This is a genomic window from Stenotrophomonas maltophilia (assembly GCF_006970445.1).
In the GTDB taxonomy this organism is placed as follows: domain Bacteria; phylum Pseudomonadota; class Gammaproteobacteria; order Xanthomonadales; family Xanthomonadaceae; genus Stenotrophomonas; species Stenotrophomonas maltophilia_AU.
Genome location: NZ_CP033877.1, coordinates 3279475 through 3304742, shown reverse-complemented (window position 1 = coordinate 3304742; position 25268 = coordinate 3279475). Strand labels below are relative to the sequence as shown.

The 25268-nt window shown below is 67.4% G+C and carries 24 protein-coding genes; 18 read left to right on the top strand and 6 right to left on the bottom strand.

Annotation, left to right across the window (positions count from 1 at the left end; all coding sequences use genetic code 11):
* Nucleotides 1-133 precede the first annotated feature (133 nt).
* Nucleotides 134-2197: a 3-hydroxyacyl-CoA dehydrogenase NAD-binding domain-containing protein gene (locus tag EGM71_RS15285; RefSeq protein ID WP_188485566.1), complete on the bottom strand. Its 2064-nt coding sequence runs from the start codon at nt 2195-2197 to the stop codon at nt 134-136.
* Between the two features lie 235 nt (nt 2198-2432).
* Here EGM71_RS15285 and rpoE point away from each other — a divergent pair, with 235 nt between their 5' ends.
* The 9 genes from rpoE to recO all read left to right on the top strand — a co-directional run bounded on the left by rpoE (nt 2433) and on the right by recO (nt 11100).
* Nucleotides 2433-3053 (top strand): RNA polymerase sigma factor RpoE, encoded by a 621-nt coding sequence (rpoE, locus tag EGM71_RS15280; RefSeq protein ID WP_014038091.1) that lies wholly within the window; start codon nt 2433-2435, stop codon nt 3051-3053.
* Entirely contained in the window at nt 3050-3931 is an 882-nt protein-coding gene (locus EGM71_RS15275) for a sigma-E factor negative regulatory protein (protein ID WP_188485565.1), read from the top strand. Before rpoE ends, EGM71_RS15275 begins: the two co-directional genes overlap by 4 nt.
* 74 nt (nt 3932-4005) lie before the next feature.
* Nucleotides 4006-5541 carry a DegQ family serine endoprotease gene (locus EGM71_RS15270; protein ID WP_188485564.1) on the top strand — a complete coding sequence of 512 codons (1536 nt, stop codon included), beginning with the start codon at nt 4006-4008 and terminating at the stop codon, nt 5539-5541.
* Nucleotides 5542-5720: 179 nt separating this feature from the next.
* A complete protein-coding gene (gene lepA / locus EGM71_RS15265) occupies nt 5721-7514 on the top strand; it encodes a translation elongation factor 4 (RefSeq protein WP_188485563.1) in 1794 nt (597 codons plus the stop codon).
* Between the two features lie 54 nt (nt 7515-7568).
* The gene (gene lepB / locus EGM71_RS15260) at nt 7569-8363 is read left to right on the top strand and encodes a signal peptidase I (protein WP_188485562.1); all 795 of its coding nucleotides are present in this window, start codon (nt 7569-7571) and stop codon (nt 8361-8363) included.
* 52 nt (nt 8364-8415) lie between these two features.
* Nucleotides 8416-8799, top strand: coding sequence for a DUF4845 domain-containing protein (locus tag EGM71_RS15255; RefSeq protein WP_014038086.1), 384 nt, complete (start codon nt 8416-8418; stop codon nt 8797-8799).
* Complete coding sequence (rnc, locus tag EGM71_RS15250) at nt 8789-9469, top strand: ribonuclease III (RefSeq protein ID WP_188485561.1); 681 nt, start codon at nt 8789-8791, stop codon at nt 9467-9469. The genes EGM71_RS15255 and rnc overlap by 11 nt, the downstream gene beginning before the upstream one ends.
* Nucleotides 9466-10362, top strand: coding sequence for a GTPase Era (era, locus tag EGM71_RS15245; protein ID WP_005410599.1), 897 nt, complete (start codon nt 9466-9468; stop codon nt 10360-10362). The genes rnc and era overlap by 4 nt, the downstream gene beginning before the upstream one ends.
* A gap of 18 nt (nt 10363-10380) precedes the next feature.
* Nucleotides 10381-11100, top strand: a complete 720-nt coding sequence (recO, locus tag EGM71_RS15240) for a DNA repair protein RecO (protein WP_188485560.1) — start codon at nt 10381-10383, stop codon at nt 11098-11100.
* A gap of 227 nt (nt 11101-11327) precedes the next feature.
* On the opposite strand, the gene EGM71_RS15235 is transcribed toward recO, so the two are convergent.
* A complete protein-coding gene (locus EGM71_RS15235; RefSeq protein ID WP_188485559.1) occupies nt 11328-12056 on the bottom strand; it encodes a response regulator in 729 nt (242 codons plus the stop codon).
* Nucleotides 12057-12183: 127 nt separating this feature from the next.
* On the opposite strand from EGM71_RS15235, the gene rlmD reads away from it, so the two are divergent.
* The 9 genes from rlmD to EGM71_RS15190 all read left to right on the top strand — a co-directional run bounded on the left by rlmD (nt 12184) and on the right by EGM71_RS15190 (nt 19541).
* Nucleotides 12184-13518 (top strand): 23S rRNA (uracil(1939)-C(5))-methyltransferase RlmD, encoded by a 1335-nt coding sequence (rlmD, locus tag EGM71_RS15230; RefSeq protein WP_188485558.1) that lies wholly within the window; start codon nt 12184-12186, stop codon nt 13516-13518.
* A 33-nt stretch (nt 13519-13551) separates the two neighbouring features.
* Nucleotides 13552-14037, top strand: coding sequence for a CYTH domain-containing protein (locus EGM71_RS15225; RefSeq protein WP_188489865.1), 486 nt, complete (start codon nt 13552-13554; stop codon nt 14035-14037).
* A gap of 114 nt (nt 14038-14151) precedes the next feature.
* Entirely contained in the window at nt 14152-14847 is a 696-nt protein-coding gene (locus tag EGM71_RS15220) for a DsbA family oxidoreductase (RefSeq protein WP_188485557.1), read from the top strand.
* 163 nt (nt 14848-15010) lie between these two features.
* Entirely contained in the window at nt 15011-16018 is a 1008-nt protein-coding gene (gene nagZ / locus EGM71_RS15215; protein ID WP_188485556.1) for a beta-N-acetylhexosaminidase, read from the top strand.
* Nucleotides 16018-16572: a hypoxanthine-guanine phosphoribosyltransferase gene (locus tag EGM71_RS15210; RefSeq protein ID WP_005410592.1), complete on the top strand. Its 555-nt coding sequence runs from the start codon at nt 16018-16020 to the stop codon at nt 16570-16572. Before nagZ ends, EGM71_RS15210 begins: the two co-directional genes overlap by 1 nt.
* A gap of 82 nt (nt 16573-16654) precedes the next feature.
* Nucleotides 16655-17401, top strand: a complete 747-nt coding sequence (locus tag EGM71_RS15205) for an S-methyl-5'-thioinosine phosphorylase (RefSeq protein WP_135274708.1) — start codon at nt 16655-16657, stop codon at nt 17399-17401.
* Between the two features lie 88 nt (nt 17402-17489).
* Complete coding sequence (locus EGM71_RS15200; RefSeq protein ID WP_005410590.1) at nt 17490-17696, top strand: cold-shock protein; 207 nt, start codon at nt 17490-17492, stop codon at nt 17694-17696.
* 126 nt (nt 17697-17822) lie between these two features.
* Nucleotides 17823-19091 carry an FAD-dependent oxidoreductase gene (locus EGM71_RS15195; protein WP_188485555.1) on the top strand — a complete coding sequence of 423 codons (1269 nt, stop codon included), beginning with the start codon at nt 17823-17825 and terminating at the stop codon, nt 19089-19091.
* Nucleotides 19092-19271: 180 nt separating this feature from the next.
* The gene (locus EGM71_RS15190; protein WP_188485554.1) at nt 19272-19541 is read left to right on the top strand and encodes a hypothetical protein; all 270 of its coding nucleotides are present in this window, start codon (nt 19272-19274) and stop codon (nt 19539-19541) included.
* A 1-nt stretch (nt 19542) separates the two neighbouring features.
* On the opposite strand, the gene pdeM is transcribed toward EGM71_RS15190, so the two are convergent.
* Genes pdeM through EGM71_RS15170 form a run of 4 tightly spaced genes read right to left on the bottom strand, consistent with a single transcriptional unit; the run spans nt 19543 to nt 25232 of the window.
* Nucleotides 19543-20184, bottom strand: a complete 642-nt coding sequence (gene pdeM / locus EGM71_RS15185; RefSeq protein WP_188485553.1) for a ligase-associated DNA damage response endonuclease PdeM — start codon at nt 20182-20184, stop codon at nt 19543-19545.
* The gene (locus tag EGM71_RS15180) at nt 20174-22633 is read right to left on the bottom strand and encodes a ligase-associated DNA damage response DEXH box helicase (RefSeq protein WP_188485552.1); all 2460 of its coding nucleotides are present in this window, start codon (nt 22631-22633) and stop codon (nt 20174-20176) included. Before EGM71_RS15180 ends, pdeM begins: the two co-directional genes overlap by 11 nt.
* Nucleotides 22630-24237, bottom strand: coding sequence for an ATP-dependent DNA ligase (locus tag EGM71_RS15175; protein ID WP_188485551.1), 1608 nt, complete (start codon nt 24235-24237; stop codon nt 22630-22632). The genes EGM71_RS15180 and EGM71_RS15175 overlap by 4 nt, the downstream gene beginning before the upstream one ends.
* Nucleotides 24234-25232, bottom strand: coding sequence for a ligase-associated DNA damage response exonuclease (locus EGM71_RS15170; RefSeq protein ID WP_188485550.1), 999 nt, complete (start codon nt 25230-25232; stop codon nt 24234-24236). The genes EGM71_RS15175 and EGM71_RS15170 overlap by 4 nt, the downstream gene beginning before the upstream one ends.
* Nucleotides 25233-25268: the final 36 nt, after the last annotated feature.

The window sequence follows — 25268 nt, the reverse complement described above, 5'->3', positions numbered from 1 at the left end:
GGCGTCCCCGCAACCCGACACCGCCCCGCCCAACAAACAGAAAAGCCAGAGCCACTTTGGCTCTGGCTTCTGAGGTTGCCGGCCAGCGGCCGGCACTACCGCGGGTGCCGGGCCGCAGGCCCGGCCGATGAACTCAAACCACCGGTTCGCGCAGGGCGGGATTGTCCCAGCCCGGGCCCGGTGCGAAACGATCGCCATGGCGCTGCTGCAGCGCCTTCAGCCGCTCGACGATCGCGTCGGCACCGACCGCACGGATGTGCTGGATCGGACCGCCGCGGAACGGGGCGAAACCGGTGCCGAAGATCACGCCGGCATCCAGCAGGTCCGCGTCGGCCACCACACCTTCGTGCAGGCAGGCCACCGCCTCGTTCAACAGCGGCAGGATCAGGCGGTCCTCCAGATCGCCCGGGGCCTGGTAATCGCTGGCCACGTCCGGCTTCTTCGGCTTGCCGTTCTCCCAGGCGTAGATGCCCTGGCCGTCCTTCTTGCCACGCTTGTCCGGTTCCACCGTCTGCAGCGCGGCGGGAATCTGCAGGCCCAGGAATGGCGCCAGTTCGCGGCCGACGCCGGCGGCCACATCCAGTCCGACGGTATCGATCAGTTCGATCGGGCCCATCGGCATGCCGAACTTCACTGCGGCCTTGTCGATCACCGGGCCCGGGATGCCTTCGGCATACGCGGTGGCGGCTTCCAGCATGTACGGGAACAGCACGCGGTTGACCAGGAATCCAGGGCTGCCGGCCACCGGCACCGGGAACTTGCCCAGCGCCTTGCAGAACGCGGCCAGGCGACGCTCGGTTTCCGGCGCCATGCCATCGTGATGGATGATCTCCACCAACGGCATCTGCGCGACCGGATTGAAGTAGTGCAGGCCGGCGAACTGTGCCGGGCGCTGGATATGGTCGCGCAGTTCCACCAACGGAATCGACGAGGTATTGGTGGTCAGCAGCGCGTCCAGTTTCATCTTCGGTTCCAGCGTCTGGTACAGCGCACGCTTGGCTTCCGGGTTCTCGATGATCGCTTCGATCACCAGGTCGGCCTCGGCCACGCCGTTGCCTTCCAGGTCGGCACGCAGGCGCGCGGCCACGGCGGGACGCTTGCTCTCGTCGCGCACCTTCTTGGCGAACAGCGCCTGCGCGCGTTCCATGGCCGGGTCGATGAAGCGCTGCTCGCGGTCCTGCAGGGTCACCTCGAAGCCCTTGTAAGCGGCCCACGCGGCGATGTCGCCGCCCATCACGCCGGCGCCGACCACGTGCACGTGGCGGATGCCGGAATCACCGCCGCCCAGGCCCTTCAGGCGCTCGGTGAGGAAGAAGATGCGGATCAGGTTGCGCGCGGTCGGTGTACTGGCCAGCTTCACCACGGCACGTCGCTCAGCGTCCAGGCGGGCCTGCATCGGCTTGCCGCCGCTGCGTTGCCAGGTGCTGATCAGCGCGTACGGTGCCGGGTACTGGTCTTTCTTGGCCTTGCGCGCGACCTGCTTGACCATCTGCGGCGCCAGCAGCGTGCGTGCCAGCCAGGTGTTGGTGGCCCAGGCCGTCGCGCGCTGCTTGAACGGGCGCGTGGTGCCGGACAGCGCCAGCGCCACGGCGGTATCGAGCACCACCGCCGGTGCCACCACCTTGTCGACCAGGCCGATGCCGCGCGCGGCCGAGGCCGACAGGGTGCGGCCGGTCAGCATCATGTCCATCGCCGCCGGTGCACCGACCAGCTGCGGCAGGCGCGCGCTGCCACCCCAGCCCGGGAAGATGCCCAGCTGGGTCTCCGGCAGGCCGATGCGGGTGCTGCTGTCATTGGAGGCCACGCGGTAGCGGCAGGCCAATGCCAGCTCGGTGCCGCCGCCCAGGCAGTGGCCGTGGATCGCCGCCACGGTGGGGCAGGGCAGCTCGGCCAGCTTCTGGTAGGTGGCCTGGCCGCGACGGATCGCGTCGTTGACGGTGCCGCGACGGTCGAATTCCTGGAACTCCTTCAGGTCGGCACCGGCAATGAAGCCGGCCTTCTTCAGCGACTGGACCACCACGCCCTTGGGCGGGTCCAGGGCGATGCGCTCAAGCAGGTCGCCCAGTTCCAGCAGCACGTCCTGCGACATTGCGTTGACGCTGCTGTCCTGACGATCCAGGGAGAGAACCACCACGCCGTCGTCGCGGATCTCGGGGTGCCAGTGGCTGAAGCGGAGACCATCGAAGCCTGAGAGCATGGACGTTCCATCCGGTTGTGTATGGAGAAGCGGCTATGATCCAGAGGTTGTTTCCCCCGCGTCAAATCCCAATAGCAGGGGAGTGGCGCCCCCGGATCCATGGCCGTGGACCGGGACGCTAACGGAACGGTGGTTAAAAGCTGGTGCGGCGCCGGGTGATCGGCGACTGAACTTTTCCCGGGATTGGCAGTCTCATTGCCCGACGTCGGTTGGGCTGACAGGAGTGCGGCCCCTCATGGCCGATGTTGATACACCTCAGGAGCTGGATCTGGAGCTGGTCCGGCGCGTGCAGCACGGCGAGAGTGCCGCGTTCGATGTCCTGGTGCGCAAGTACCAGCATCGAGTCGTGGCCCTGGTCGGTCGCTACATCGCCGACTGGAGCGAATGTCAGGACGTCGCCCAGGACACTTTCATCCGCGCCTACCGCGCGATCGGAAGTTTCCGTGGCGATGCCCAGTTCTCAACCTGGTTGCATCGAATCGCCGTGAATACCGCCAAAAACTACCTGGCTTCACACAATCGACGTCCGCCGACCGATGACATCGACATCGGCGACGCCGAGCAGTTCGACAGCGGTACCCGCCTGCGGGACACCGACACGCCCGAGCGCGAGTTGATGCGCCAGGAGCTGGAACAGACGGTAATGAAGGCCGTCAACGCGCTGCCGGAAGAACTCCGGTCAGCGATCACCCTGCGCGAGGTGGAAGGCCTGAGTTACGAGGATATCGCGCAGAAGATGGGGTGCCCGATCGGCACCGTGCGTTCACGGATCTTCCGGGCGCGCGAGGCGATCGACACCGAACTCCGGCCGCTGTTGGACATCGGCAGCGCCACCCGTGAGAAGAGCCGCGTATGACCAGTAATCCGTTCAACGAATCTCAGAACCATCAATCGCCCGCCGGGCAGCGCCTGGACCAGCGCCATCGCGAGCAGCTGTCGGCCCTGGTCGATGCTGAGCTGGGCGCCGATGAAGCGCGCTTCCTGCTGCGCCGGATGGAGCACGACCCCGAGCTGGCCGGCTGCCAGGAACGCTGGCAGCTGCTGGGCGACGTGATGCGAGGGCAGGCCTCGGTGTTGGCACCGGCCGGCTTCAGCGCCGCCGTGTCGGCCGCCATCGCGGCCGAGCCGACGCCGCAGGCCGAACCCCGCCGCCAGGTGCGCCGCAGTGGTTGGCGAGCCTGGGGAGGCGGCGCCGCCCTGGCCGCATCGGTTGCTGCGGTCGCCCTGTTCATGGGCGGCGAGAAGCTGAAGGAGGGCACTCCTGGCGAGCCGTTGGCACCGCAGGTGATCGCCAGCCAGGCGGAGTTGCCGCCGGCGCCGTCCCATCCGGCGGCGGTGACCGAAGCCTCGGTGGACACTGCCGCGATGGCTGTGGCTGGTGTGCCAGCCGTGGCGATGGCCGCGGCCAACCGCCGCCAGGACGCCCGTCGCGCCAGTGCCACGCGCAGCCAGCAGGCCGCGCGTGCCGCCCAGCGCGATGAGACCCCGCAGCGCGCCATCGCCGCCGTGCAGGCACCGTTGACCCCGACCGTGCCGGCCAATGCCAACCGCAACCTGCCGTTCGGTGAAGTCGGTGGGCTGCAGGCCCGGCCGTGGCCGCGCTCCAGCCTGGCGCCCGCCGCCGGTGGCGCGCTCAATGCCAGCTTCCCGGCCCATGCCGGTGGCGCCGCGTTCTACCCGTTCGAGCCGCGCCTGCAGGACGACCTGCCGGTGCCGCCGCGCCCGCGCGACTGAGCCGGGCGCCTTCACGCCCCGCCGCCGGCGGGGCCCGTATTCCTCTTTCCATCCGACCCGGAGGTTGCCGTCCGATGACTCCCCGACTCCGCACGCAGGCCATTGGCCTGCTGGCCCTGACCCTTCCGCTGATGGCCTGCGCACAGGCGCCGGCGCCGGCCGCCCAGACCCAGCCTGCGCCGGCCGCGGCGCCGCGGGCGCCCGCGCAGCCGCTGGTCAGTGGCCTGCCCGACTTCACCAACCTGGTCGAACAGGTCGGCCCGGGCGTGGTCAACGTCGACACCACCATCGTCCGCAACAACCGCCAGGCCTCGCGCGGCCCGATGGGCGGCGACGATGACATGCCGGAGTTCTTCCGCCGCTTCTTCGGTCCTGACTTCCCGATGCCGGGGCAGGGCCCGGGTGGGCAGGATGGCGGTCCCAGCATCAAGGGCCGCGGCATGGGCTCGGGCTTCATCATCTCGCCCGATGGCTATGTGCTGACCAACTACCACGTGGTGGCCGACGCCAGTGACGTGAAGGTCAAGCTGGGCGACAGCCGCGAGTTCACCGCCAAGGTGGTGGGCAGTGACCAGCAGTACGACGTGGCCCTGCTGAAGATCGACGGCAAGAACCTGCCGACCGTGCGCGTGGGCGACTCCAACACCCTGAAGCCGGGCCAGTGGGTTGTCGCGATCGGCTCGCCGTTCGGCCTCGACCACTCGGTCACGGCCGGCATCGTCAGCGCGCTGGGCCGCAGTACCGGTGGCGCCGATCAGCGCTACGTGCCGTTCATCCAGACCGACGTGGCGATCAACCAGGGCAATTCCGGTGGCCCGCTGCTGAACACCCGCGGCGAAGTGGTCGGCATCAACTCGCAGATCTTCTCCGCCTCCGGCGGCTATATGGGCATCAGCTTCGCGATCCCGATCGACCTGGCGATGAGCGCGGTCGAGCAGATCAAGAAGAGCGGCAAGGTCACCCGTGGCCAGCTCGGTGCGGTGGTCGAGCCGATCGATTCGCTGAAGGCGCAGGGCCTGGGCCTGCCGGACAGCCGTGGCGCGCTGGTCAACCAGATCGTGGCCGGCAGTGCGGCCGCCAAGGCCGGTGTGCAGGTGGGTGATGTCATCCGCTCGGTCAACGGCAGCGCGGTCAACAGCTGGTCCGACCTGCCGCCGCTGATTGGTGCGATGGCGCCGGGCAGCAAGGTGAACCTGGTGGTGTACCGCGACGGCAAGCCGCATGAGCTCAGTGCCACGCTGACCGCGCTGAGTGAAGACGGACAGGGCAATGCGCGCGGTCCGGCGGCCGGCGGTGCTGAAGCGGCCCCGCAGACCGGCGCCAATGCACTGCTGGGACTGGACGTCAGCGACCTGAATGCTGCCCAGCGCAAGCAGTTCGGGCTCAACGGCAACGAAGGCGTGCGCATCACCGGGGTCAAGGGCCAGGCGGCGCGCGATGCCGGCCTGTCGCCGGGCATGGTCATCCTGCAGGTCGGCCGCACCGCGGTCGGCAGCGTGGATGCCCTGAACCGGGCGTTGTCCGGCTTCAAGAAGGATGACGTGGTGATGCTGCTGGTCCGCACGGCCAACGGCAACAGTGCCTTCGTGGCGGTCAAGGCCGGCCAGTAAGGCTTGCCGGGGCCGCTTCGGCGGCCCTGCGTCTCCCCCGAAGCCCCGCTCCGGCGGGGCTTCGGCCGTTCCGGGCCCGGTCCGGCGAGGCAGTTTTCGCGGCCGGGCGCCGGGCATGCGATAATCGACCGTTACCCTGACGACGCCGCGCGCCGCCGCCACCTATGTCTTCTGATTCGATGCGGAACATCCGCAACTTCTCCATCATCGCCCATGTCGACCACGGCAAGTCCACGCTGGCCGACCGCATCATCCAGCTCTGTGGTGGCCTGCAGGCCCGCGAGATGGAAGCGCAGGTGCTCGACTCCAATCCGATCGAGCGCGAGCGTGGCATCACGATCAAGGCGCAATCGGTGTCACTGCCGTACCTGGCCAAGGACGGGCAGACCTACCACCTGAACTTCATCGACACCCCCGGCCACGTCGACTTCTCCTATGAAGTCAGCCGCTCGCTGGCCGCCTGCGAAGGCGCGCTGCTGGTGGTCGACGCGGCCCAGGGCGTGGAAGCGCAGTCGGTGGCCAACTGCTACACCGCGGTGGAGCAGGGCCTGGAAGTGGTGCCGGTGATCAACAAGATCGACCTGCCCACCGCCGACATCGAGCGCGCCAAGGCCGAGATCGAGGCCGTGATCGGCATCGACGCCGCCGACGCCGTGCCGGTCAGCGCCAAGACCGGCCTCAACGTGCAGGACGTGCTGGAAGCGATCGTCCATCGCATTCCGCCGCCGGTGCCGCGCGACACCGACAAGCTGCAGGCGCTGATCATCGACTCCTGGTTCGACAACTACCTGGGCGTGGTCTCGCTGGTGCGCGTGATGCAGGGCGAGATCAAGGCCGGTGACAAGCTGCAGGTGATGTCGACCGGCCGTAATCACCAGGTCGACAACGTTGGCGTGTTCACTCCCAAGCGCAAGGTGCTGCCGGCGCTGCGTGCCGGTGAAGTGGGCTGGGTCACTGCCAGCATCAAGGACGTGCATGGTGCGCCGGTCGGCGACACCCTCACTCTGGCCGGCGATCCGGCGCCGAAGCCGCTGCCGGGCTTCCAGGAAATGCAGCCGCGCGTGTTCGCTGGCCTCTTCCCGGTCGATGCCGAGGACTACCCGGACCTGCGCGAAGCGCTGGACAAGCTGCGCCTGAACGATGCCGCGCTGCGTTTCGAGCCGGAGAGCTCCGAGGCGATGGGCTTCGGCTTCCGTTGCGGCTTCCTCGGCATGCTGCACATGGAAATCGTGCAGGAGCGCCTGGAGCGCGAGTACAACCTGGACCTGATCAGCACTGCGCCGACGGTGGTGTATGAGGTGCTGAAGACCGATGGCACCATCATCAACATGGACAACCCGGCCAAGCTGCCGCCGGTGAACCATGTGGAAGAAATCCGCGAGCCGATCATCCGCGCCAATGTGCTCACCCCCGAGGAGTACATCGGCAACATCATCAAGCTGTGCGAAGAGAAGCGTGGCAGCCAGATCGGCATCAACTACCTGGGTAGCCAGGTGCAGATCAGCTACGAGCTGCCGATGGCCGAGGTGGTGCTGGACTTCTTCGACAAGCTGAAGTCGGTCAGCCGTGGCTATGCCTCGCTGGACTACCACTTCGTGCGCTTCGACGCGGGCCCGTTCGTGCGCGTGGACGTGCTGATCAACGGTGACAAGGTCGACGCACTGTCGCTGATCGTGCACCGCAGCCATGCCGATCGTCGCGGCCGCGAGCTGTGCGACAAGATGAAGGACCTGATCCCACGGCAGCAGTTCGACGTGGCCATCCAGGCCGCCGTCGGCTCGCAGATCATCGCCCGTACCACGGTCAAGGCCATGCGCAAGAACGTGCTGGCCAAGTGCTATGGTGGCGACGTTTCGCGCAAGAAGAAGCTTCTGGAAAAGCAGAAGGAAGGCAAGAAGCGCATGAAGCAGGTCGGCCGCGTGGAGATCCCGCAGGAAGCGTTCCTGGCCGTTCTGCAGATGGACAACAAGTAAGCCCGCACCGGCCCTGCGGGGCCGGTCGTCTGGTGACGTTGCAAAGGACCCTGAATGAAACTGTTTGAGATCCTCCTGGTCGTACTGACCCTGGCCTCGGGCCTGATCCTGCTTGGCGAAAAGCTGTACTTCGCCAAGCGTCGCGCCCAGCGCGCGGGCCTGCTCGATTCCGAGCCGGTGCTGGTGGACTACTCGCGTGCGTTCTTCCCGGTGCTGGCGATCGTGCTGATCGTGCGCAGTTTCATCGCCGAGCCGTACAAGATCCCGTCCAGCTCGATGATGCCGAATCTGCTGATCGGCGATTTCATCCTGGTCAACAAGTTCTCCTATGGCCTGCGCCTGCCGATCAGCAACACCAAGATCGTGCCGTTCGGTGAGCCGTCGCGCGGCGACGTGGTGGTGTTCCATTTCCCGGGCCACAGCGACAACGATCCGGCCAAGGGCGAGAATTTCATCAAGCGCGTGATCGGCGTGCCGGGTGACACCGTGGTCTTCGAAGGCGACGGCGTGATCCTCAACGGCGAACCGCTGAAGTACGACAACAAGGGCATCTATGCCGGCCACAAGGGCCAGGGCGAGGGCGCCAACCTGCTGGTCGAGCACCTGCCGGGCCGCACCCACACCGTGCTGGAGACCGACTATCCGCGTGGCCAGGGCCAGTGGACCGTGCCGGCCGGCAAGTACCTGGTGATGGGCGACAACCGAGACAACAGCGACGACGGCCGTTTCTGGGGCTTGTTGCCGGAAGAAAACCTGCGCGGCAGGGCCTTCCTGATCTGGCTGAACTGCCAGGGCTGGTTCTGCAAGGATGGCTTCGAGCCGTCGCGGATCGGCTCGAGCATCAACTGATCGGGCATCAACTGAGTATTTTCACATCCAACGCGTATCTGGGGAGAACGCAATGAAGACGATGAACACGCAGCGTGGCATGACCCTGACCTCGTTCCTGGCGGTCCTGATCGTGGTTGGCTTTTTCCTTTACATCGGCATGAAGCTGTTCCCGATGTACCAGGAGTATTACGCGGTGCGCTCGGCGATGAAGAGCCTGGCCAAGGAGCCGGGCGTGGGCAGCATGGAGCCGGCCCGGATCCAGGATCTGTTCTTCAAGCGCCTGTACATCAACTACTCGGAAAACGTGAAGCCGGCCAACGTGAAGTTCGACCGTCGCGACAATGGCTGGACCCTCAAGGTCAACTACGAGGTGCGCCGTCCGCTGGTCGGCAACCTGGACGTGGTTGGCAAATTCGATTCATCCCAGGACCTGACCCGAAGCGGTGCCGAATAAACCTTTCCAACGTGGTGACCTGATCGGTCATCCCTTCCGCGACCCGGCGCTGCTGAAGCAGGCGCTGACGCATCGCAGTGCCGGTGCGCCACACAACGAGCGCCTGGAATTCCTGGGCGACAGCATCGTCAACATGATGGCGGCCGAGGCGTTGTACCAACGCTGGCCCAAGGCTGACGAAGGCGCGATGACCCGTGCCCGCGCCGAGCTGGTGCGTGAAGGCGCGCTGGCGGTGATCGGGCGCACCCTGGAACTGGGCGATCGACTGATCCTGGGCGCGGGCGAAATGAAGTCCGGCGGCCATCGTCGTGATTCGATCCTGGCCGACGCGGTGGAAGCCGTGGTGGCTGCGATCTACCTGGATGCCGGCTTCGAGGCCTGCCGGGCGGTGGTACTGCCCTGGTTCAGCGCGTCGATCGAGGCACTGCCGGCCTCCGGCCGGCCCGAGAAGGACCCCAAGACCCGCCTGCAGGAATGGCTGCAGGCCCGACAGAAGGCGTTGCCGCAGTACGAACTGGTGTCAGAATCCGGTGACGACCACGCCAAACACTTCCGGGTACGCTGCAACGTAGCTGACCCGGCCGCCAGCACCGAGGGCGAAGGCGCCTCGCGGCGGCTTGCCGAACAACAGGCGGCTGCGGCCGTCCTAGAACAACTGGATTCCAAGTGAGCGAACAAACTCCCCATCATTGCGGCAGCGTGGCCGTCATCGGCCGCCCGAACGTGGGCAAGTCGACCCTGACCAATGCCCTGGTCGGCGCCAAGGTCAGCATTGTCTCCAACCGTCCGCAGACCACGCGTCATCGCCTGCTGGGCATCGCCACCTATCCGGAAGGCCAGCTGGTGCTGGTCGACACCCCCGGCCTGCACAAGGTGCAGAAGCGTGCGATGAACCGGGTGATGAACCGTGCCGCGCGCGGCTCGCTGGAAGGCGTCGATGCTGGCCTGCTGGTGATCGAAGCCGGTCGCTGGGATGAAGAGGACAGCCTGGCGTTCAACGTGCTGCGCGACGCCGGCATCCCGGTGGTGCTGGTGGTCAACAAGATCGATCGCCTGAAGGAAAAGGGCGCGCTGCTGCCGTTCCTGCAGCAGGTGACCGAAGGCCGCGACTTCGCCGCCGTGCATCCGATCTCCGCGCAGAAGCGCAACGGCCTGGAAGCGCTGGTGCGCGACGTGCTGAAGCTGCTGCCGGAAGCCCCGCCGATGTTCGGCGAGGACGAGATCACCGACCGCAGCCAGCGTTTCCTGGCCGGTGAACTGGTGCGCGAGCAGCTGATGCGCCAGCTTGGCGAGGAACTGCCGTATGCCACCACTGTCGAGATCGAGCGCTTCACCGAAGACGGCAACCTGCTGCGCATCGGTGCGGTGATCTGGGTCGAGCGCGAGGGCCAGAAGGCAATCGTGATCGGCAAGGGCGGCGCCCGCCTGAAGGAGATCGGCGCCAAGTCCCGACTGCAGATGGAGCGTCTGTTCGGGGCCAAGGTGTTCCTGGAAACCTGGGTGCGCGTGCGTGAAGGCTGGTCTGACGATGAGGCCGCGCTGAAGGCCTTCGGTTACGAGTAAGGCGTTGCAGTCGCTTCGATGATGATCGAGGACGACACCGGCTTCGTGCTGCACGCTCGGGCCTACCGCGAGACCAGCCTGCTGGTCGAAGTGTTGAGCGCGCAGCATGGCCGTATCGGCCTGCTGGCGCGTGGCGTATCCACCGCCAAGGGCCAGGTGCTGCGCGCCGCCCTGCAGCCGTTGCAGTGGATCCGCTTCAGTGCCCAGCAGCGGGGTGAGCTGGCCCAGTTGCGTGGTGCCGAAGCGCTGGATGCCGCGCCACGCCTGGTCGGCCAGGCGATGCTGGCCGGCTTCTACCTGAGTGAACTGACCCTGCGCCTGGCCCCGCGCCAGGACCCGCTGCCGGAGCTGTACCTGGCCTACGGCGAGGCGCGTGCACGGCTGGCGGTGGGCGCTGGCCTGGCCTGGACCCTGCGCCGTTTCGAGCGCGAACTGCTGTCCGCGCTGGGGTTGGGCTTCGAACTGGACACTGCCAGCGATGGCCAGCCCATCGACCCGGCCGCGCGCTACGAACTGGATCCGCAGGAGGGGGCGCAGCGCCTGCTGAGCGAGCGCGGCGGGGAGCGCCGGGCGGCCGCCACCGGGTCGGCGCTGTTGGCGCTGGCGGCCGACGAAGAGCCCAATGTGGCCGACCTGGCGAGCCTGCGCCTGCCGATGCGGCGGGTGCTGGCCCATCACCTGGGGCCGCGCGGCCTGAAGTCCTGGGAAATGCTCGAGCAGCTCGCGCCCCGCAGGTAGGGGGTGTTCGGCAGGGCTTGCAGCCCTGCACCTGCCGAATCAACGTCAACGTCAACTGCAAAAGCTGGCTATCTGTGGGTAGGCGGGGTGGGTCCGGTTGCGGGAGACGCCGTAAACCCCGCCCCGCCCAACAAGCAGAAAGCCAGAGCCGATCTGGCTCTGGCCTTTGGTGTTGCTCTGGCTTGAAAGCTTCTGCAGGTGCAGGGCGCAGCCCTGCCGAACACCCCTCAATGCAGCAGGGCAGCGACCGCGGCGCGGAACCCGTCCTGGGCCTGCCCGGACTCGGGTGCGTAATGCAGCTGGCGCACCGCCCGCCCCAATCGTGCGGCCCCCACGAAGCCACAGCTGGCCTGCAACCGGTGCAACTGGCTGCGCAGCTGGCGCTCGTCGTGCTGGTCCACCGCCTGCTCGACCGCGTCACGCACGCCCGGCAACTCGGCCAGGAACAGCTCGCGCAGCGCGATCAGGTGGTTGCGCTGGCCATTGAGCGCGGCCAGGGCTGCGGTCTCGTCCCAGTCCTGCACGGCCAGTTCGACCGCGGCCGGGGCCTGTGCCACGAAGATCCCCGCCGGGCTGTTGACCAGTGCGCGGCGCACCGCCTTCAGCAGCTGGTCACGGCCCAGTGGCTTGACCAGGGTGTCGCTGAAACCGGCTTCGCGCAGGCGGGCGTGGATGGAGGTATCGCCGTCGGCGGTATGTGCCAGCGCCGGCGTGTCGGGATGTGAACGGCGCAGCTCACGCAGCAGCTGCGCGCCGTTGCCGTCCGGCAGGTTGACGTCGATCAGCCATAGATCGTGCGCGCCGGGTTCGGCACTGGCCAGGGCGCTGGCCAGCGAATCTGCGGTGTCCACATCCGCCGGTAACGTTTCCAACGCCGCCTTGAAAAAACCGCGGCTGATGATGTCGTCCTCGACAAGCAGGAAGCGGGGCCGTGCGGCCCGCGGGGTCATCTGCATCAGGGCTGCCTCCATGTCAGCTGTCCCAATCATCAAGCACGGCGGCCACGGGCGCAAGCGGGTCCGGGCCCCGTCGGTCAGGATCTGCGACAATACGCCCCCATTTTTGCCCGCAGCCTGTTGCCACGTGGCCCGATCCCGCTCCCGCACCGACCGTACCCCATTCCAGACCGAGATCCTCGACCTCAGCCATGATGGTCGCGGTGTCGCCCGCCGTGAAGGCGAGGGCGGCAAGGTCACCTTCGTCAGCGGCGCCCTGCCCGGCGAGGTGGTGATGGCTGAACAGACTGCCCGCAGCCGCCATTTCGACGAGGCGCGCACCCTGGAGGTGCTTCAGGCCTCGCCGCAGCGGGTGACCCCCAAGTGCCCCCATTTCGGCACCTGCGCCGGCTGCGTGCTGCAGCACCTGGACGAAGACCAGCAGATCGTCGCCAAGCAGCGCGTGCTGATGGACAACCTGGAGCGGATCGGCCATGTGAAGCCGGGCACCGTGCTCGCGCCGCTGGTCGGCGAGAGCTGGGGCTACCGCCGTAAGGGCCGTTTCTCGGTGCGTCGGGTCGAAAAGAAGGACAAGACCCTGGTCGGCTTCCGTGAACAGGATCCGCGCTTCGTCGCCGACCTCAGCCAGTGCCTGACCGTGATCCCCGAGATCGGCACCAAGGTCGAGGCGCTGTCGACCTTCATCGAGTCACTCGATGGCAAGCGTGACATCCCGCAGATCGAATTCATCGCCGGTGACCAGGCTGTGGTCCTGACCGTGCGCCACCTGCAGCCGCTCAGCGATGCCGACCGCGTGGCCTGGGCGGCCTTCGGCCAGCAGCATGGCTTCGTGATCTACCTGCAGTCGGGCGGCGTGGACACCGTGCAGCCGCTGGACGGGCAGGGCGTGCCGCTGTCGTTCCGTCTGGCGCCGTGGGATGTCGAGCTGGCGTTCCGCCCGCTGGACTTCATCCAGGTCAATGCCAAGCTCAACGAGAAGATGATCGCCCACGCCCTGGACCTGCTGGAACCGGGTGAGGACGAGCGCGTGCTGGACCTGTTCTGCGGCCTGGGCAACTTCACCCTGCCGCTGGCCCGCCGCGTGCGCGAGGTGGTCGGCGTGGAAGGCGATGCCGGCCTGGTCGCGCGTGCGCGTGAGAACGCCGAGCGCAACGGCCTGGCCAACGCGCAGTTCTTCAGCGCAGACCTGACCCAGGACCAGCGCAGCACCCCGTGGATGCGCCAGGGCTTCGACAAGCTGCTGCTGGACCCGCCGCGCTCGGGCGCGATCGAAGTGCTGCAGCAGCTGCCGCTGAAGCAGTTCAAGCGCATCGTCTACGTCAGCTGCCACCCGGGCTCGCTGGCGCGCGATGCCGGCTACCTGGTCAACGAACAGGGCTTTACCCTGGTCAGCGCCGGTGCCATGGACATGTTCCCGCACACCGCGCACGTGGAAAGCATCGCGGTGTTCGAGAAGCGCTGATCGGCTGTCATGCCCATCGCGCATAATGGCGCGATGGGCATTGAAATCGAACGCAAATTCCTCGTCAGCAGCGATGGCTGGCGTACCGCCGCGCACCGGGTGATCCCGATGGCGCAGGGCTACATCAACGACATGGGTGCGCTCGATCGTGGCACCCAGTACGCGTCGGTGCGCGTGCGCATCGAAGGCGACCACGCCGCGCTGAACCTGAAGTCGCGCACCATCGGCCATACCCGCCAGGAGTTCGATTACCCGATCCCGGTGGACGATGCACGCGCACTGCTGGCGCTGTGCGTGGGCGGCCTGATCGACAAGCGCCGCCACCTGGTCGAACACGCAGGGCTGACCTGGGAGGTGGACGAGTTCCTCGGCGACAACGCCGGACTGGTGGTGGCCGAAGTCGAACTGGACAGCGCCGACCAGGCGATCGACCTGCCGGATTGGGTGGGTGCCGAAGTCACCGACGATGCACGCTACTACAATGTCGCGCTGGCCAGCCACCCCTATTCACAGTGGTGAACCCCCAAAAAAGGGGACGGAGGGGATTAAGTCGTCTTTACCCCACCTGTGCGGGAAACGACTTAATCCCCTCCGTCCCCTTTTTTCAAGGGAGGCGGGCCCCATGTCGTGGGGATGAGAATCGACATCTACTCCGACGTGGTCTGCCCCTGGTGCTGGATCGGCAAGCATCGCTTCCAGCAGGGTGTGCAGTTGCTGGGCGCCAACGCGCCTGGACTCGATATCCACTGGCAGCCGTTCCAGTTGGATCCGGACGCGGACGACACCCCGGTGCCGCTGCGCGAGGCCTATGTGCGCAAGTTCGGTGGCGTCGAGCGCACCGAGCAGATCCTCGGCCAGACCCAGACCACCGCGCGGGCCGAGGGCCTGCCGATGGATTTCAGCCAGGGCCAGGTGCGGGTGACCACGCTGCCGGCGCACCGGCTGCTGTGGCTGGCCGGCGAGCACGGCGTGCAGGACGCGGTGGGTGAAGCGCTGTTCCGCGCCCACTTCGAGCATGGCCAGAATCTGGCCGATACCGCCGTGCTGGTGAAGGCCGGTGTGGCTGGCGGCCTGGACGGTGGGGAGATCGCGCAGATGCTGGCCTCCGACCGCGGCCTGGCCGAGGTCGACGCCAAGCTGGCGCAGGCCCATGCATTGGGCATTTCTTCGGTGCCGACCTTCGTGATTGATGGGAAATGGGCCATTTCCGGGGCACAGCCGCCAGAGGCCTTCGCCAACGCCCTGCGCCAGATCGCGGCCGAACAGGGCGCCCTGGCAGCTTCGGCTGACGGAGACGAGGCCTGCGGCCCGGACGGCTGCAAGGTCTGACCGCCCCCCAAAAGGGGACGGAGGGGATTAAGACGTATCCAGCCCACCCGGGTTGATTGCGCCTTAATCCCCTCCGTCCCCTTTTTCTGACCACTGCGCCTGTCGGCCGGTTCTGCGACAATGCGGCACTGCGCCATGCGGGCGCGCGTTGTGGAGATTGACCATGCTGCTGATCGGCGTTGCCGGCACCGAACTGACCGCCCAGGAACGTGACTGGCTGCAGCACGACGCCGTGGCCGGAGTGGTGCTGTTCAAGCGCAACTTCGCCTCGCGCCAGCAGGTGACCGATCTGAGCGCGGCGATCCGTGCCGCCGCCCCGCGCCCGCAGCTGATCTGCGTGGACCAGGAGGGCGGCCGTGTGCAGCGCTTCCGCGAGGGCTACAGCGAGCTGCCGCCGCTGCAGGACATCGGTGCGCTGTACGCCGCCGACCCGCAGCAGGCCCTGGCCCTGGCCGAGCAGCACGCCTGGCTGATGGCCAGCGAAGTGCGCGCCAGCGGCCTGGACCTGAGCTTCGCGCCGGTGGTCGACCTTGGCCGCGGCAACCGCGCCATCGGCAACCGCGCCTTCAGTGAAGACCCGCAGGTGGTAGCCGCGTTCACCGCCGCCTATGTGCGTGGCATGCATGCGGTCGGCATGGCCGCCACGCTCAAGCATTTCCCTGGCCACGGCACCGTGCTGGAAGACACCCACGTCGATACTGCGATCGATCCGCGCGCGCTGGACGAACTGCGCGCGCAGGACCTGGTGCCGTTCCAGGCCGGCATCGCCGCCGGTGCCGATGCAGTGATGATGGCCCACGTGATCTATCCGCAGGTGGCACCGGAGCCGGCCGGCTACTCGCCGCGCTGGATCCAGGACATCCTGCGCGGCGAGCTCGGCTTCCGCGGCGTGGTGTTCTCCGATGACATCGGCATGGCCGCCTCGCACAGCGCCGGTGGCGTGCCGGCACGCGTGCACGCGCACCTGGATGCCGGCTGTGACGTGGTGCTGGTCTGCCACCCGGAACTGGTCGATGAAGCCCTGCACGCGGTGCAGGGACGCTCCCTCAATACTGCTGCGCTGCTGGGCCTGCTTGGCCGCGGCGCGCTCGGCTGGGACGGCCTGCTGGCCGATGCCCGCCATGGCGACACCCAATCCCGTCTGCTTGAAACCCTTGGAAGAACCGTCTGATGCCCAACCTCACCATTTCCCAGGCCCTGGCCCAGGCTGACCTGCTGGTCGACCGCCCCACCATCGACAAGGCCATCGCGGGTATCGCCGACGCCATCGCGCGCGATTACAAGGGCGAGGTGCCGTTGTTCCTGTCGATCATGCATGGTGCGCTGCCGTTCGCCGGCCAGCTGGCGCTGGAGCTGGGCGCGCGCGGCCAGGACGTGCAGTTCGATTACCTGCACGCCACCCGCTACCGTGGCGAAACCACCGGCGGCGACCTGGTCTGGAAGCACAAGCCTGCCACCTCGCTGTTCGGCCGCCGCGTGCTGCTGGTCGACGACATCCTCGATGAGGGCTACACCCTGCAGGGCGTGCGCACCTGGTGCCTGGAGCAGGGGGCGACCGACGTGCGCATCGCTGCGATGACCGTGAAGAAGCATGACCGCGCACTGCCGGACGTGACTGCCGATTACGCCGGCATCGAGCTGCCGGACCGCTACGTGTTCGGCTTCGGCATGGACGTCAACGAGACCCTGCGCTGCGTGCCGGCCATCTACGCAATGAAGGAATAACGGCGCAGCCGCTCGCGGCGCGTCTTCTTCCATCGCCGGCATCCTCGGGTGCCGGCGTTCGTCTTTTCATGGAGTGCTTCGAATGCAACAGATTGCCCTGGCCGTGATCGGCGGTACCGGTGTCTACAACCTAGCCAAGCTTGACGACGTGCAGACCCACGAGATCGACACCCGCTTCGGCCGCCCGTCGGGCCCGGTGCGCGTGGGCACGCTGCTCGGCCATCGCGTGGCGTTCCTGGCGCGTCACGGTGAGGGGCATTCGCTGCCGCCGCACAAGATCAACTACCGCGCCAACCTGGCCGCGCTGCAGCAGCTGGGCGCGCAGCGCGTGCTGGCGTTGAACACGGTGGGAGGCATCACCGAACACTTTGGTCCGCGCGTGCTGGCCTGCCCGGACCAGATCATCGATTACACCTGGGGCCGCATCAGCACGATCTGTGAAGAAGAAGGCACCGACGTGGTCCACGTCGATTTCGGCCATCCGTACACGCCGATGCTGCGCAGCAAGATCCTGGCGGCAGCCAAAGTGACCGGTGTCACGGTCCATGACGGTGGCTGCTATGGCGCAACGCAGGGCCCGCGGCTGGAAACCATCGCCGAAATCGCCCGCATGCGCCGCGACGGTTGCGATCTGGTGGGCATGACCGGCATGCCGGAAGCCGCGCTGGCGCGGGAGCTGGGGCTGGATTATGCCTGCCTGGCGATCATCGCCAACTGGGCCGCCGGCTGCGGTGATGGCGAGGAGATTACGATGGCTGAAGTGCTGGCCAATGTGCAGGCGGCAAGCAACGGACTTCCGGAACTGGTGGGCGAATTGGCGCGGGGGTGATTGTCTTCCCCGAGCAAGCTTTGCATACTCAGCTTGTGCGCGGGTTCAGCGTACACCACCCATTCATTGCATAAGGTCTCGCATCACCATGCCGAACGGTACCGTCAAGTGGTTCAACGACGCCAAGGGATTTGGCTTCATCTCGCCGGAGGATGGCAGCGCCGACGTGTTCGCGCACTTCTCCGCCATCAACTCCAAGGGCTTCCGCAGCCTGCAGGAAGGCCAGCGTGTCACCTATGACGTGACCCAGGGCCCGAAGGGTGCCCAGGCTTCGAACATCACGCCGGCCGAGTGATCCACTCGACAGTGCGTTGAAAACCCCGCTCCGGCGGGGTTTTTTTTTGCGCCGCGGCGGGTACTGCAGCGCCATGGGCAGGATGCCAGGTGGTCATCCGGATTTGCGCTCGGGCACAATGCGTCCATGAAGGAACGACTGCGCATCGCCGTGATCGGCTACGGCACTGCTGGCCAGGCAGTGGCCATCCTGCTCACCCGTGATGGCCACGAGGTGGAGATCTTCGAACGCGTGCCCACGCCGGGGCCGGTCGGGGCGGGCTTCCTGCTGCAACCCAGCGGCCTGCAGGTGCTGTGGCAGATGGGCCTGCTCGATGCAGTTCGTGCGCATGCCGCGCCGGTGCACCGCCTGTATGGCGATACGCCGTGCGAACGCGCGGTGATGGACATGCGCTACGACGGCCTGGATGCGCGCCTGCACGGCCTCGGCATGCAGCGCGGAGCGTTGTTCTCGCTGCTGGACCAAGCGCGCGCAGGTGCGGGCCAGCTGCATGCCGGCGTCTCCATTGCCGCAGTGGATGCCGGGCAGGGCCGCCTGCGCGACAGTGAAGGGCGCATGCATGGTCCATTCGACCTGGTGGTGGCCGCCGATGGCGCGGCCTCGACGCTGCGCGGCGCGATCGAAGGCGGTGCCGGGCTGGATCGCGTGTATCCATGGGGTGCGCTGTGGTGCCTGCTGCCGGCCGAAGACTGGCCGCACCTGCAGGAGCTGCGGCAGCGCTACGTGGCCGCGCGCAAGATGATCGGGCTGCTGCCGGTCGGTACGCGGCCCGGTGACGACACGCCGCGCCTGAGCTTCTTCTGGAGCCTGCCACGCGCCGACTTCGAACGTTGGCAGGCGGATGGCATGACGCCCTGGCTGGACGAACTGCACGCCCTGTGGCCGCAGGCCAGTACACGCTTCGCACATCTGCGTGACGCTGGCCAGCTGGCGCGCGCAGTCTACCGCGACGCCGTGATGACGCGCTGGCATCACGGCCGCATGGTGCTGGCCGGCGATGCCGCACACGCGATGAGCCCGCAGCTGGGGCAGGGCGTGAACATGGCACTGCTCGATGCGTTGGCGCTGCGCGATGCGGTGCGCACGCATGGCGGTGGTGCCGCTGCATTGCAGGCCTACCAGGCGCAACGCAGGGCCCACGTTGCGGTCTACCAGCGCTGGAGCCGTTGGCTGACCCCGCTGTTCCAGTCCGACCGCGATGCCTGGGCGAAGGCGCGCGACGTATTGCTTGGCCCAATGGGGCGACTGCCGGGTGGGCGTGGCCACATGCTGCGCGTGCTCAGTGGTACCCAGCACGGCTGGTTCGGTTCGCTTGCGCTGGATCCGGCTTTCGTCGAAGCACTGGCAACCGCGGCGGAGATGCCTCGCATCCATGCGATCACAGCCAATGCGTGAAGCGCGTCGTCACGTGAATTAACGGTTGCCTCACCGCAGATATGCGAGAAGTAGGTTGCACGCGATTGCGCGTCGCCCGTTTTCCTTTCCGTGATCAATATCGCGCGTGGCCCGGGAGGCGCTGCCGTTGCGGCCTGTTGCGGCCCGGACGTGCCGCCTGTCGTTGAAGAGGAGGACGCCATGTTGTTCGCGGTCGAGGAGCTGGAATCGGAAATCTGCAAGCTGCGCGGACTGTTGCAGATGCTGCACGAGGACCAGCCCGACGTACTGGAGGATGTGTTCGAGTTCCATGTCGGCAGCCTGATCAGTCATGCGTCAGCGGAGCACCACGCACGCATCCGCGCCTGCGCGCAGGAAATGCTGGCGGCGGTCCAGGCGTTGCCGCGACGACGTGAAGATGACACGCCTGAGTTCCAGTTGATGCCGCAGCTGGGCGTTCGTCCGGCCTGATTCAAGCCACCGGCAGTTCCACCAGGCCGTTTTCCACGCAGGCGACCATCTGTTCGCCACCGGTGGGAACAGGCACGATTCCGGCGGTGAACGCGGAAAAGGCCGGCAGTACCGTCATCCGGTCACGCAGCCAGAATGCGGGGAAGCGCCGCCGCAGAGTCTGCAAGGCAACCTGCGGATGCAGATGCCCGGCGATCACATGCAGCTCCGCATCGGGCATTGGCTCATGCCGAAGCAGGAACGGCGGTAGCCGTACCTCATCGTGGATCTTGACCTGCAGCTGCGCATGCGGCAGCTGGCGGTCGTGATTGCCGTGCAGGACATGCACGTCCAGTGCGGCATTGCGTTCGCGCCATCCGAGCCATTGCTGGTACCACGCAGCGCGATGCGCCGGCCCATGCAGGATATCGCCCAGGATCCACAACTCGCGGCAGGCATGCTTGTCCAGCACACCCTGCAGGCGATGCAGGTCTTCGCCGGTGCCGCCGCTGGGCAACGCGATGCCGGCGCGGCGGAATACATCGGCCTTGCCCAGGTGCAGGTCGGCGATCAACAGCGCCTGCCGCGCGGGCCAGTACAGTGCGCGCGCGCCAAGCAGAATCAGCGGTTCGCCGGCGCGCAGCAGCGGAAGTTCATCGGCCATGGCGGCGTTCCAGCTGCTGGGCCGCGCGTTGCACGCGCGTACGCCAGTCCTCGTTGCTGAACTGCCCACGCAGGCGTTCGGCCCACAATGGGAAGCCCAGTGGCGTAAGTGACGAAGGCCGCTGCACCGCGAGGGCCTGCATGCCGATCCTTGCCAGTACCTGCTGTAGTCCGGGCAGATCCAGGCTGTCGTACAGCACTTCGCGTTCGGCCAATGCCAACAGCAGGTGGCCGGGGTCATGTTCGCGCAGCACGTCGTACAGCAGGCCCGCCGAGGCCTGCAGCTGGCGCAGTGATCGCGGCATGCCGCCGGGCAGGCTGGGGACCAGCAGGCCCGCTACGCGTGCGATACCACGGAACTGGCGCCGCGCCAGCTCGCCCAGGTTCACTGCGGCACGCAGATCGTCAAGCAGCTGATCGGGGGTGAGCAATGCTCGCCATTGCGCCGCATCCAGATCGATCGCCTGCGCCGGTGCCAGCACCAGGCCATGATCGTTCACCGCGTAGCCGATGCTGTTGCGCTGCCGGCGGGTACAGCGCAGTGCGAGCAAGGCGGCCAGCGCCTCGTGCACGTGACGGCCGGCAAAAGGGTAGACGAACAGGAACTGGCCGTCGCGGCGCCGCACCTCTTCCACCAGCAGATGCTCTGGGCCGGGAAGCGCCGACAACTGCTGCTGCAGTGCCAGCAAGGGGGACAACCAGCGTGATTCGGCACTGTCGTCGGCGCCGGACAGTACCCACTCCAGCTCGCGGCCGAGCGGCATCGACAGTGGCAACTGGCCTCCCTGCCAGCGCGGCACCACACCATCACCGCGCCCTCGTGCCAGCCGCACGAAGGCGGTCATGTCGCGCAACTGCACCAGTTCCAGCAGGCGCCCGGCGAACTGGAAGTGATCGCCACGGCGCAAGCGGCTGGCGAACTGTTCTTCTACGGCGCCCAGGCTGCCGCCGCGCAGGAACTGCACGCGCACGCTGCCATCGCTGCTGATGGTGCCGATCGACACCCGATGACGCAGCGCCTGGCGACGGTCGTGCATGCGGTACCACCCATCGGCATCACGCACGACCTTGTGGAAATCGGGGTACTGGGCCAGCGCCTCGCCGCCCTGCACGATGAACGTCAGCACGGCCCGCCATGCGTCGTCGTCGAGAGATGCGAAGGCATGGGTACGCCGTACCTGTGCCAGCAGTGCCGCGCTGTCGAAGCCGCCCGCCAGCGCGCGGCTGACCGCATGCTGGGCCAGCACATCCAGCGGCAGCGTCGGCGGCCTGCGCGCTTCGACCACGCCTTCGGCCAACGCACGGCGCACCGCGGCGTATTCGGCCAGCTCCAGTGCATGGCTGGGCACGCACAGGATGGAACCGCTGGCGCCCGGGCGGTGACGTGCACGACCAGCGCGTTGGCGCAGGCGGGCCACGCCCTTCGGGCTGCCCAGCTGCAGTACCTGCTCAACCTCGGGGAAGTCCACGCCGAGGTCGAGGCTGGAGGTGGCAACCACGCAGCGCAGCGCGCCCGCGCGAAGGCCATCCTCCACCTGCTGGCGCAGCGCCGGATCCAGCGAGCCGTGGTGCAGCGCAAGCGTGCCCTGGTCTTCCGGCCAGACCGCGGCCAGCGCCTGATGCCATAGTTCTGCCTGCGCACGGGTGTTGGTGAACAGCAGGCTGCTGCGCGCCCGCATCAACGCATCCAGCACGCGCGGCAGCTGCGCCAGCCCCAGGTGCCCCGCCCAGGGGAAACGTTCGCCAGGGTCCGGCAGCAGGCTGCGCACGCTGATCGCGCGCGGGCGCACGCCCTGCACGATCGGCGCGTCGGGCTGTCCGGGCAGCAGCACGTCGCGCGCCTCATCCAGATTGCCCAGCGTGGCCGACAGCCCCCACAGCTGCACTGCAGGTGCGGCATCGCGTAGCACGGCCAGATTCAACTGCAGCAGGACACCGCGCTTGTCGCCCAGCAGTTCGTGCCATTCGTCCACCACCACGCAGCGCAGCTGGCGCATGCGCGGCAGCGTATCCGGATAGCTCAACAGCAGCGCCAGCGATTCCGGCGTTGTGACCAGTACGTCGATGCGGCCCTCGCGCGCCTGCCGTCGTTCGCGGTTGCTGGCGTCACCGCTGCGCAGGCCGACACGCCATCCAAGCCCCAACCCATCGACGATGGCCTGGAGCGCGCGAGCGGTATCACTGGCCAATGCGCGCAAGGGCGTCACCCACAGCACCTGCAGCGGGCGCACCGCACTGGCGCGGCGGGGCGAAGGCAGTGGGTCGATCATGGCCTGCAGCAGCGGTCCCCCGAACATCGCCAGTGTCTTGCCACTGCCTGTCGGCGTGTGCAGCAACCCGGATCCGCCAGCGAGATAGTGCCGCCACATCGCGCGCTGGAACGGTAACGAGCGCCAGCCTTTCGACGCGAACCAGTCTTCCAGCCGGCGTAGTGCCTGGCTGCGGTTCATCGCGCCAGCGCCTGCAAGGTAGCCAGCTGATCGGCCTCGCTGGCCGGCTTGTCGTGGCGCCAGCGCAGGATGCGTGGAAAGCGCACGGCGATACCGGACTTGTGCCGGCTGCTGCGGTTGACCGCCTCGAAGCCCAGTTCAAAGACGTGTTCGGCGCGTACGCTGCGCACCGGGCCGAAGCGCTCGCGGGTGTTGGCGCGGATCCAGCGATCGAGCGCGAGGATCTCCTTGTCATCCAGGCCCGAGTAGGCCTTGGCCACAGGTACCAGCGTGTCGCCGTCCCAGACGCCGAAGGTGTAGTCGGTATACAGCGTGCTGCGCCGCCCATGGCCGGCCTGCGCGTACAGGAGTACCGCATCGATGGTGAGCGGATCGACCTTCCATTTCCACCAGTCACCGCGGCGCCGCCCGGCCTGGTAGGGCGAGGCACGACGTTTCAGCATCAGCCCTTCCACGCCACGTTCGCGTGCCACATCGCGCATCGCCGCCGCCTGCGGCCAGTCTTCGGCGGCAACGTCGGGTGAGAGCTGGATCCGTGCATCACCCAAGGCGCTGACGATGTCGGCAAGCCGTGCACGACGTTCCTGCAACGGCAACTCACGCAGGTCCGCGCCATGATGTTCCAGCAGGTCATAGGCGAGCACGCGCACCGGCGTGTTGCGCAGGGTTGCTGCTCCTGGCTTGCGACGCTGGATGCGGGTCTGCAGTGCGGTGAAGGCACGCGGCAGGTCCGTGGCTTCGTCCCAGGCCAGCAGCTCTCCGTCCAGCACGCAGCCATCGGGAAGCGCCATCGCCGCCTGTTCGATTTCGGGGAAGCGGCCATCCAGCCGCTCTTCGCCGCGTGACCACAATGCGACCTCGCCGCGCCGGCGCAGCAGCTGCAGGCGGATGCCATCCCACTTCCATTCCAGCAGCCACTCTTCGACAGGGCCGAGGCGTTCGCCAGGGTCGCCTTCCAGGGGGGAGGCGAGGAAGAACGGGTAGGGTTGCTGCCGGTCCAGTGGTAGTTCATCCGGCGACAGCAGCTGGCCCAGCAGTCCGGGCGAGGGCACCCACTCGCCCAGCATGCGCTGGGCGATGCGCGCGATGTCCAGGCCGGACCATTCGGCCAGCGCCTGCTGCACCAGTCGCTGCGAAACGCCTACGCGCAGGGCACCGGTCAGCAGCTTGTTGAATACCAGGCGTTCGCTGCTGCACAGCTGCTGCCAGCCCGCGACGACCGCCGCACGGCGCACCGCTTCGGGCTGGTTGGCCACCGTCAGCAGATGCTGTTCGATCCAATCAGCCAACGGGCGGTCGGCGGCCGGCTGGGATGGATCATCCAGCAGCAGGGTCAGCGTTTCGGCCAGATCACCGACCTGCGCATAGCTGTCTTCCACCAGCCATGGCGGCAAGCCGGATTCTTCGGCAATCCAGGCGCGCAGTTCGCCGCTGGCAGCGATCTTGCGGCGCGCGCCGCCCACCTTGCCACCGCTGAGCAGGTAGAGCGCCCATGCCGCGTCGTGCGCGCGCGCCTGGCGGAAGTAGTCGATCAACGCTGCACGCTTGTCCAGCGTGGCGGTGCTGCGGTCCAGGCGCTGGTAGAGCGCCGCGAAGGCCTTCACTCCTCGCTCCCGAAATCGGTACGGAAGGCTTCGGCAGCCACGCCGCGCTCGCGCAGGAACGGAATCAACGCATCGGTATTGCCATGGGTAGCGATCACCCGCTGCGCGCCGGTCTGTTCGACGGTCTGCAGCAGTGCCGGCCAATCGGCGTGATCGGAAATGACGAAACCGCGGTCGACATTGCGGCGCCGCCGGTTGCCGCGCAGCTGCATCCAACCGGATGCAAAGCCCAGCTGGTAGCGACCGAAGCGGCGCATCCAGGGCGTGCCTGCAGCCGACGGCGGCGCAAGGATCAGCTGGCCGGCGGCATCAGGCTGGCGGCCCTGTTCGGCGACAGTGAGCGTCGCCAGCATCGGCACGCCGGCCTGCCGGTACACCTCCACACCATTGGCGATGGCACCGTGCAGCCAGGCCGGGCGATCGTCCAGCGGCAGCAGTTCGGCCAGCACCCGTTGCGCCTTGCCCAGCGCATAGCACAGCAGGATGGCCGCTTCGCCACGTTGTTCGCATTCACGGCGCCACGCCACGATCTCTGCAGCCACTGCTGGCGTGTCCGGCCAGCGGTAGATCGGCAGCGCGAAGGTGGCCTCGGTGATGAAGGTATCGCAGGGCACCACTTCGAACGGCGTGCAGGTTGGATCAGGCTGTCGTTTGTAGTCGCCCGAGGCCACCCAGACCTGCTGCCCGTCGTCGATGCGCACCTGCGAAGACCCCAGTACATGGCCGGCGGGATGCAGCGACACCTGCACCCGGCCCAGGCGGAACGGTACGCCCTCGGCATGCGCCTGCACCGGCACATCGCCCAGGCGCCAACGCAGGATCGGGAGGCTGCCGTCGCTGCAGTGGTATTCGCCCATGCCCGGGCGTGCGTGATCGCCGTGGCCATGGGTGATGACCGCGCGCGCTACCGGTCGCCAGGGATCGATGTGGAAATCACCAGCGGCGCAGTACAGCCCCTCGGGGCGCAGGACCACCAGATCGTCGTTGACTGCCATGCGATCACTGTGGCCGGCCGCTCGTGCACACGGTGA

Coding starts and splice junctions, on each gene's coding strand:
- EGM71_RS15190 (WP_188485554.1), top strand. CDS start 19,272: ATGTTGTTCGCGGTCGAGGAGCTGGAATCGGAAATCTGCAAGCTGCGC.
- EGM71_RS15255 (WP_014038086.1), top strand. CDS start 8,416: ATGAAGACGATGAACACGCAGCGTGGCATGACCCTGACCTCGTTCCTG.
- EGM71_RS15285 (WP_188485566.1), bottom strand. CDS start 2,197: ATGCTCTCAGGCTTCGATGGTCTCCGCTTCAGCCACTGGCACCCCGAG.
- EGM71_RS15235 (WP_188485559.1), bottom strand. CDS start 12,056: ATGCAGATGACCCCGCGGGCCGCACGGCCCCGCTTCCTGCTTGTCGAG.
- recO (WP_188485560.1), top strand. CDS start 10,381: ATGATGATCGAGGACGACACCGGCTTCGTGCTGCACGCTCGGGCCTAC.
- lepA (WP_188485563.1), top strand. CDS start 5,721: ATGCGGAACATCCGCAACTTCTCCATCATCGCCCATGTCGACCACGGC.
- EGM71_RS15210 (WP_005410592.1), top strand. CDS start 16,018: ATGCCCAACCTCACCATTTCCCAGGCCCTGGCCCAGGCTGACCTGCTG.
- EGM71_RS15220 (WP_188485557.1), top strand. CDS start 14,152: ATGAGAATCGACATCTACTCCGACGTGGTCTGCCCCTGGTGCTGGATC.
- EGM71_RS15225 (WP_188489865.1), top strand. CDS start 13,552: ATGGGCATTGAAATCGAACGCAAATTCCTCGTCAGCAGCGATGGCTGG.
- rpoE (WP_014038091.1), top strand. CDS start 2,433: ATGGCCGATGTTGATACACCTCAGGAGCTGGATCTGGAGCTGGTCCGG.
- EGM71_RS15195 (WP_188485555.1), top strand. CDS start 17,823: ATGAAGGAACGACTGCGCATCGCCGTGATCGGCTACGGCACTGCTGGC.
- lepB (WP_188485562.1), top strand. CDS start 7,569: ATGAAACTGTTTGAGATCCTCCTGGTCGTACTGACCCTGGCCTCGGGC.
- nagZ (WP_188485556.1), top strand. CDS start 15,011: ATGCTGCTGATCGGCGTTGCCGGCACCGAACTGACCGCCCAGGAACGT.
- EGM71_RS15180 (WP_188485552.1), bottom strand. CDS start 22,633: ATGAACCGCAGCCAGGCACTACGCCGGCTGGAAGACTGGTTCGCGTCG.
- EGM71_RS15205 (WP_135274708.1), top strand. CDS start 16,655: ATGCAACAGATTGCCCTGGCCGTGATCGGCGGTACCGGTGTCTACAAC.
- EGM71_RS15275 (WP_188485565.1), top strand. CDS start 3,050: ATGACCAGTAATCCGTTCAACGAATCTCAGAACCATCAATCGCCCGCC.
- EGM71_RS15200 (WP_005410590.1), top strand. CDS start 17,490: ATGCCGAACGGTACCGTCAAGTGGTTCAACGACGCCAAGGGATTTGGC.
- EGM71_RS15170 (WP_188485550.1), bottom strand. CDS start 25,232: ATGGCAGTCAACGACGATCTGGTGGTCCTGCGCCCCGAGGGGCTGTAC.
- EGM71_RS15270 (WP_188485564.1), top strand. CDS start 4,006: ATGACTCCCCGACTCCGCACGCAGGCCATTGGCCTGCTGGCCCTGACC.
- pdeM (WP_188485553.1), bottom strand. CDS start 20,184: ATGGCCGATGAACTTCCGCTGCTGCGCGCCGGCGAACCGCTGATTCTG.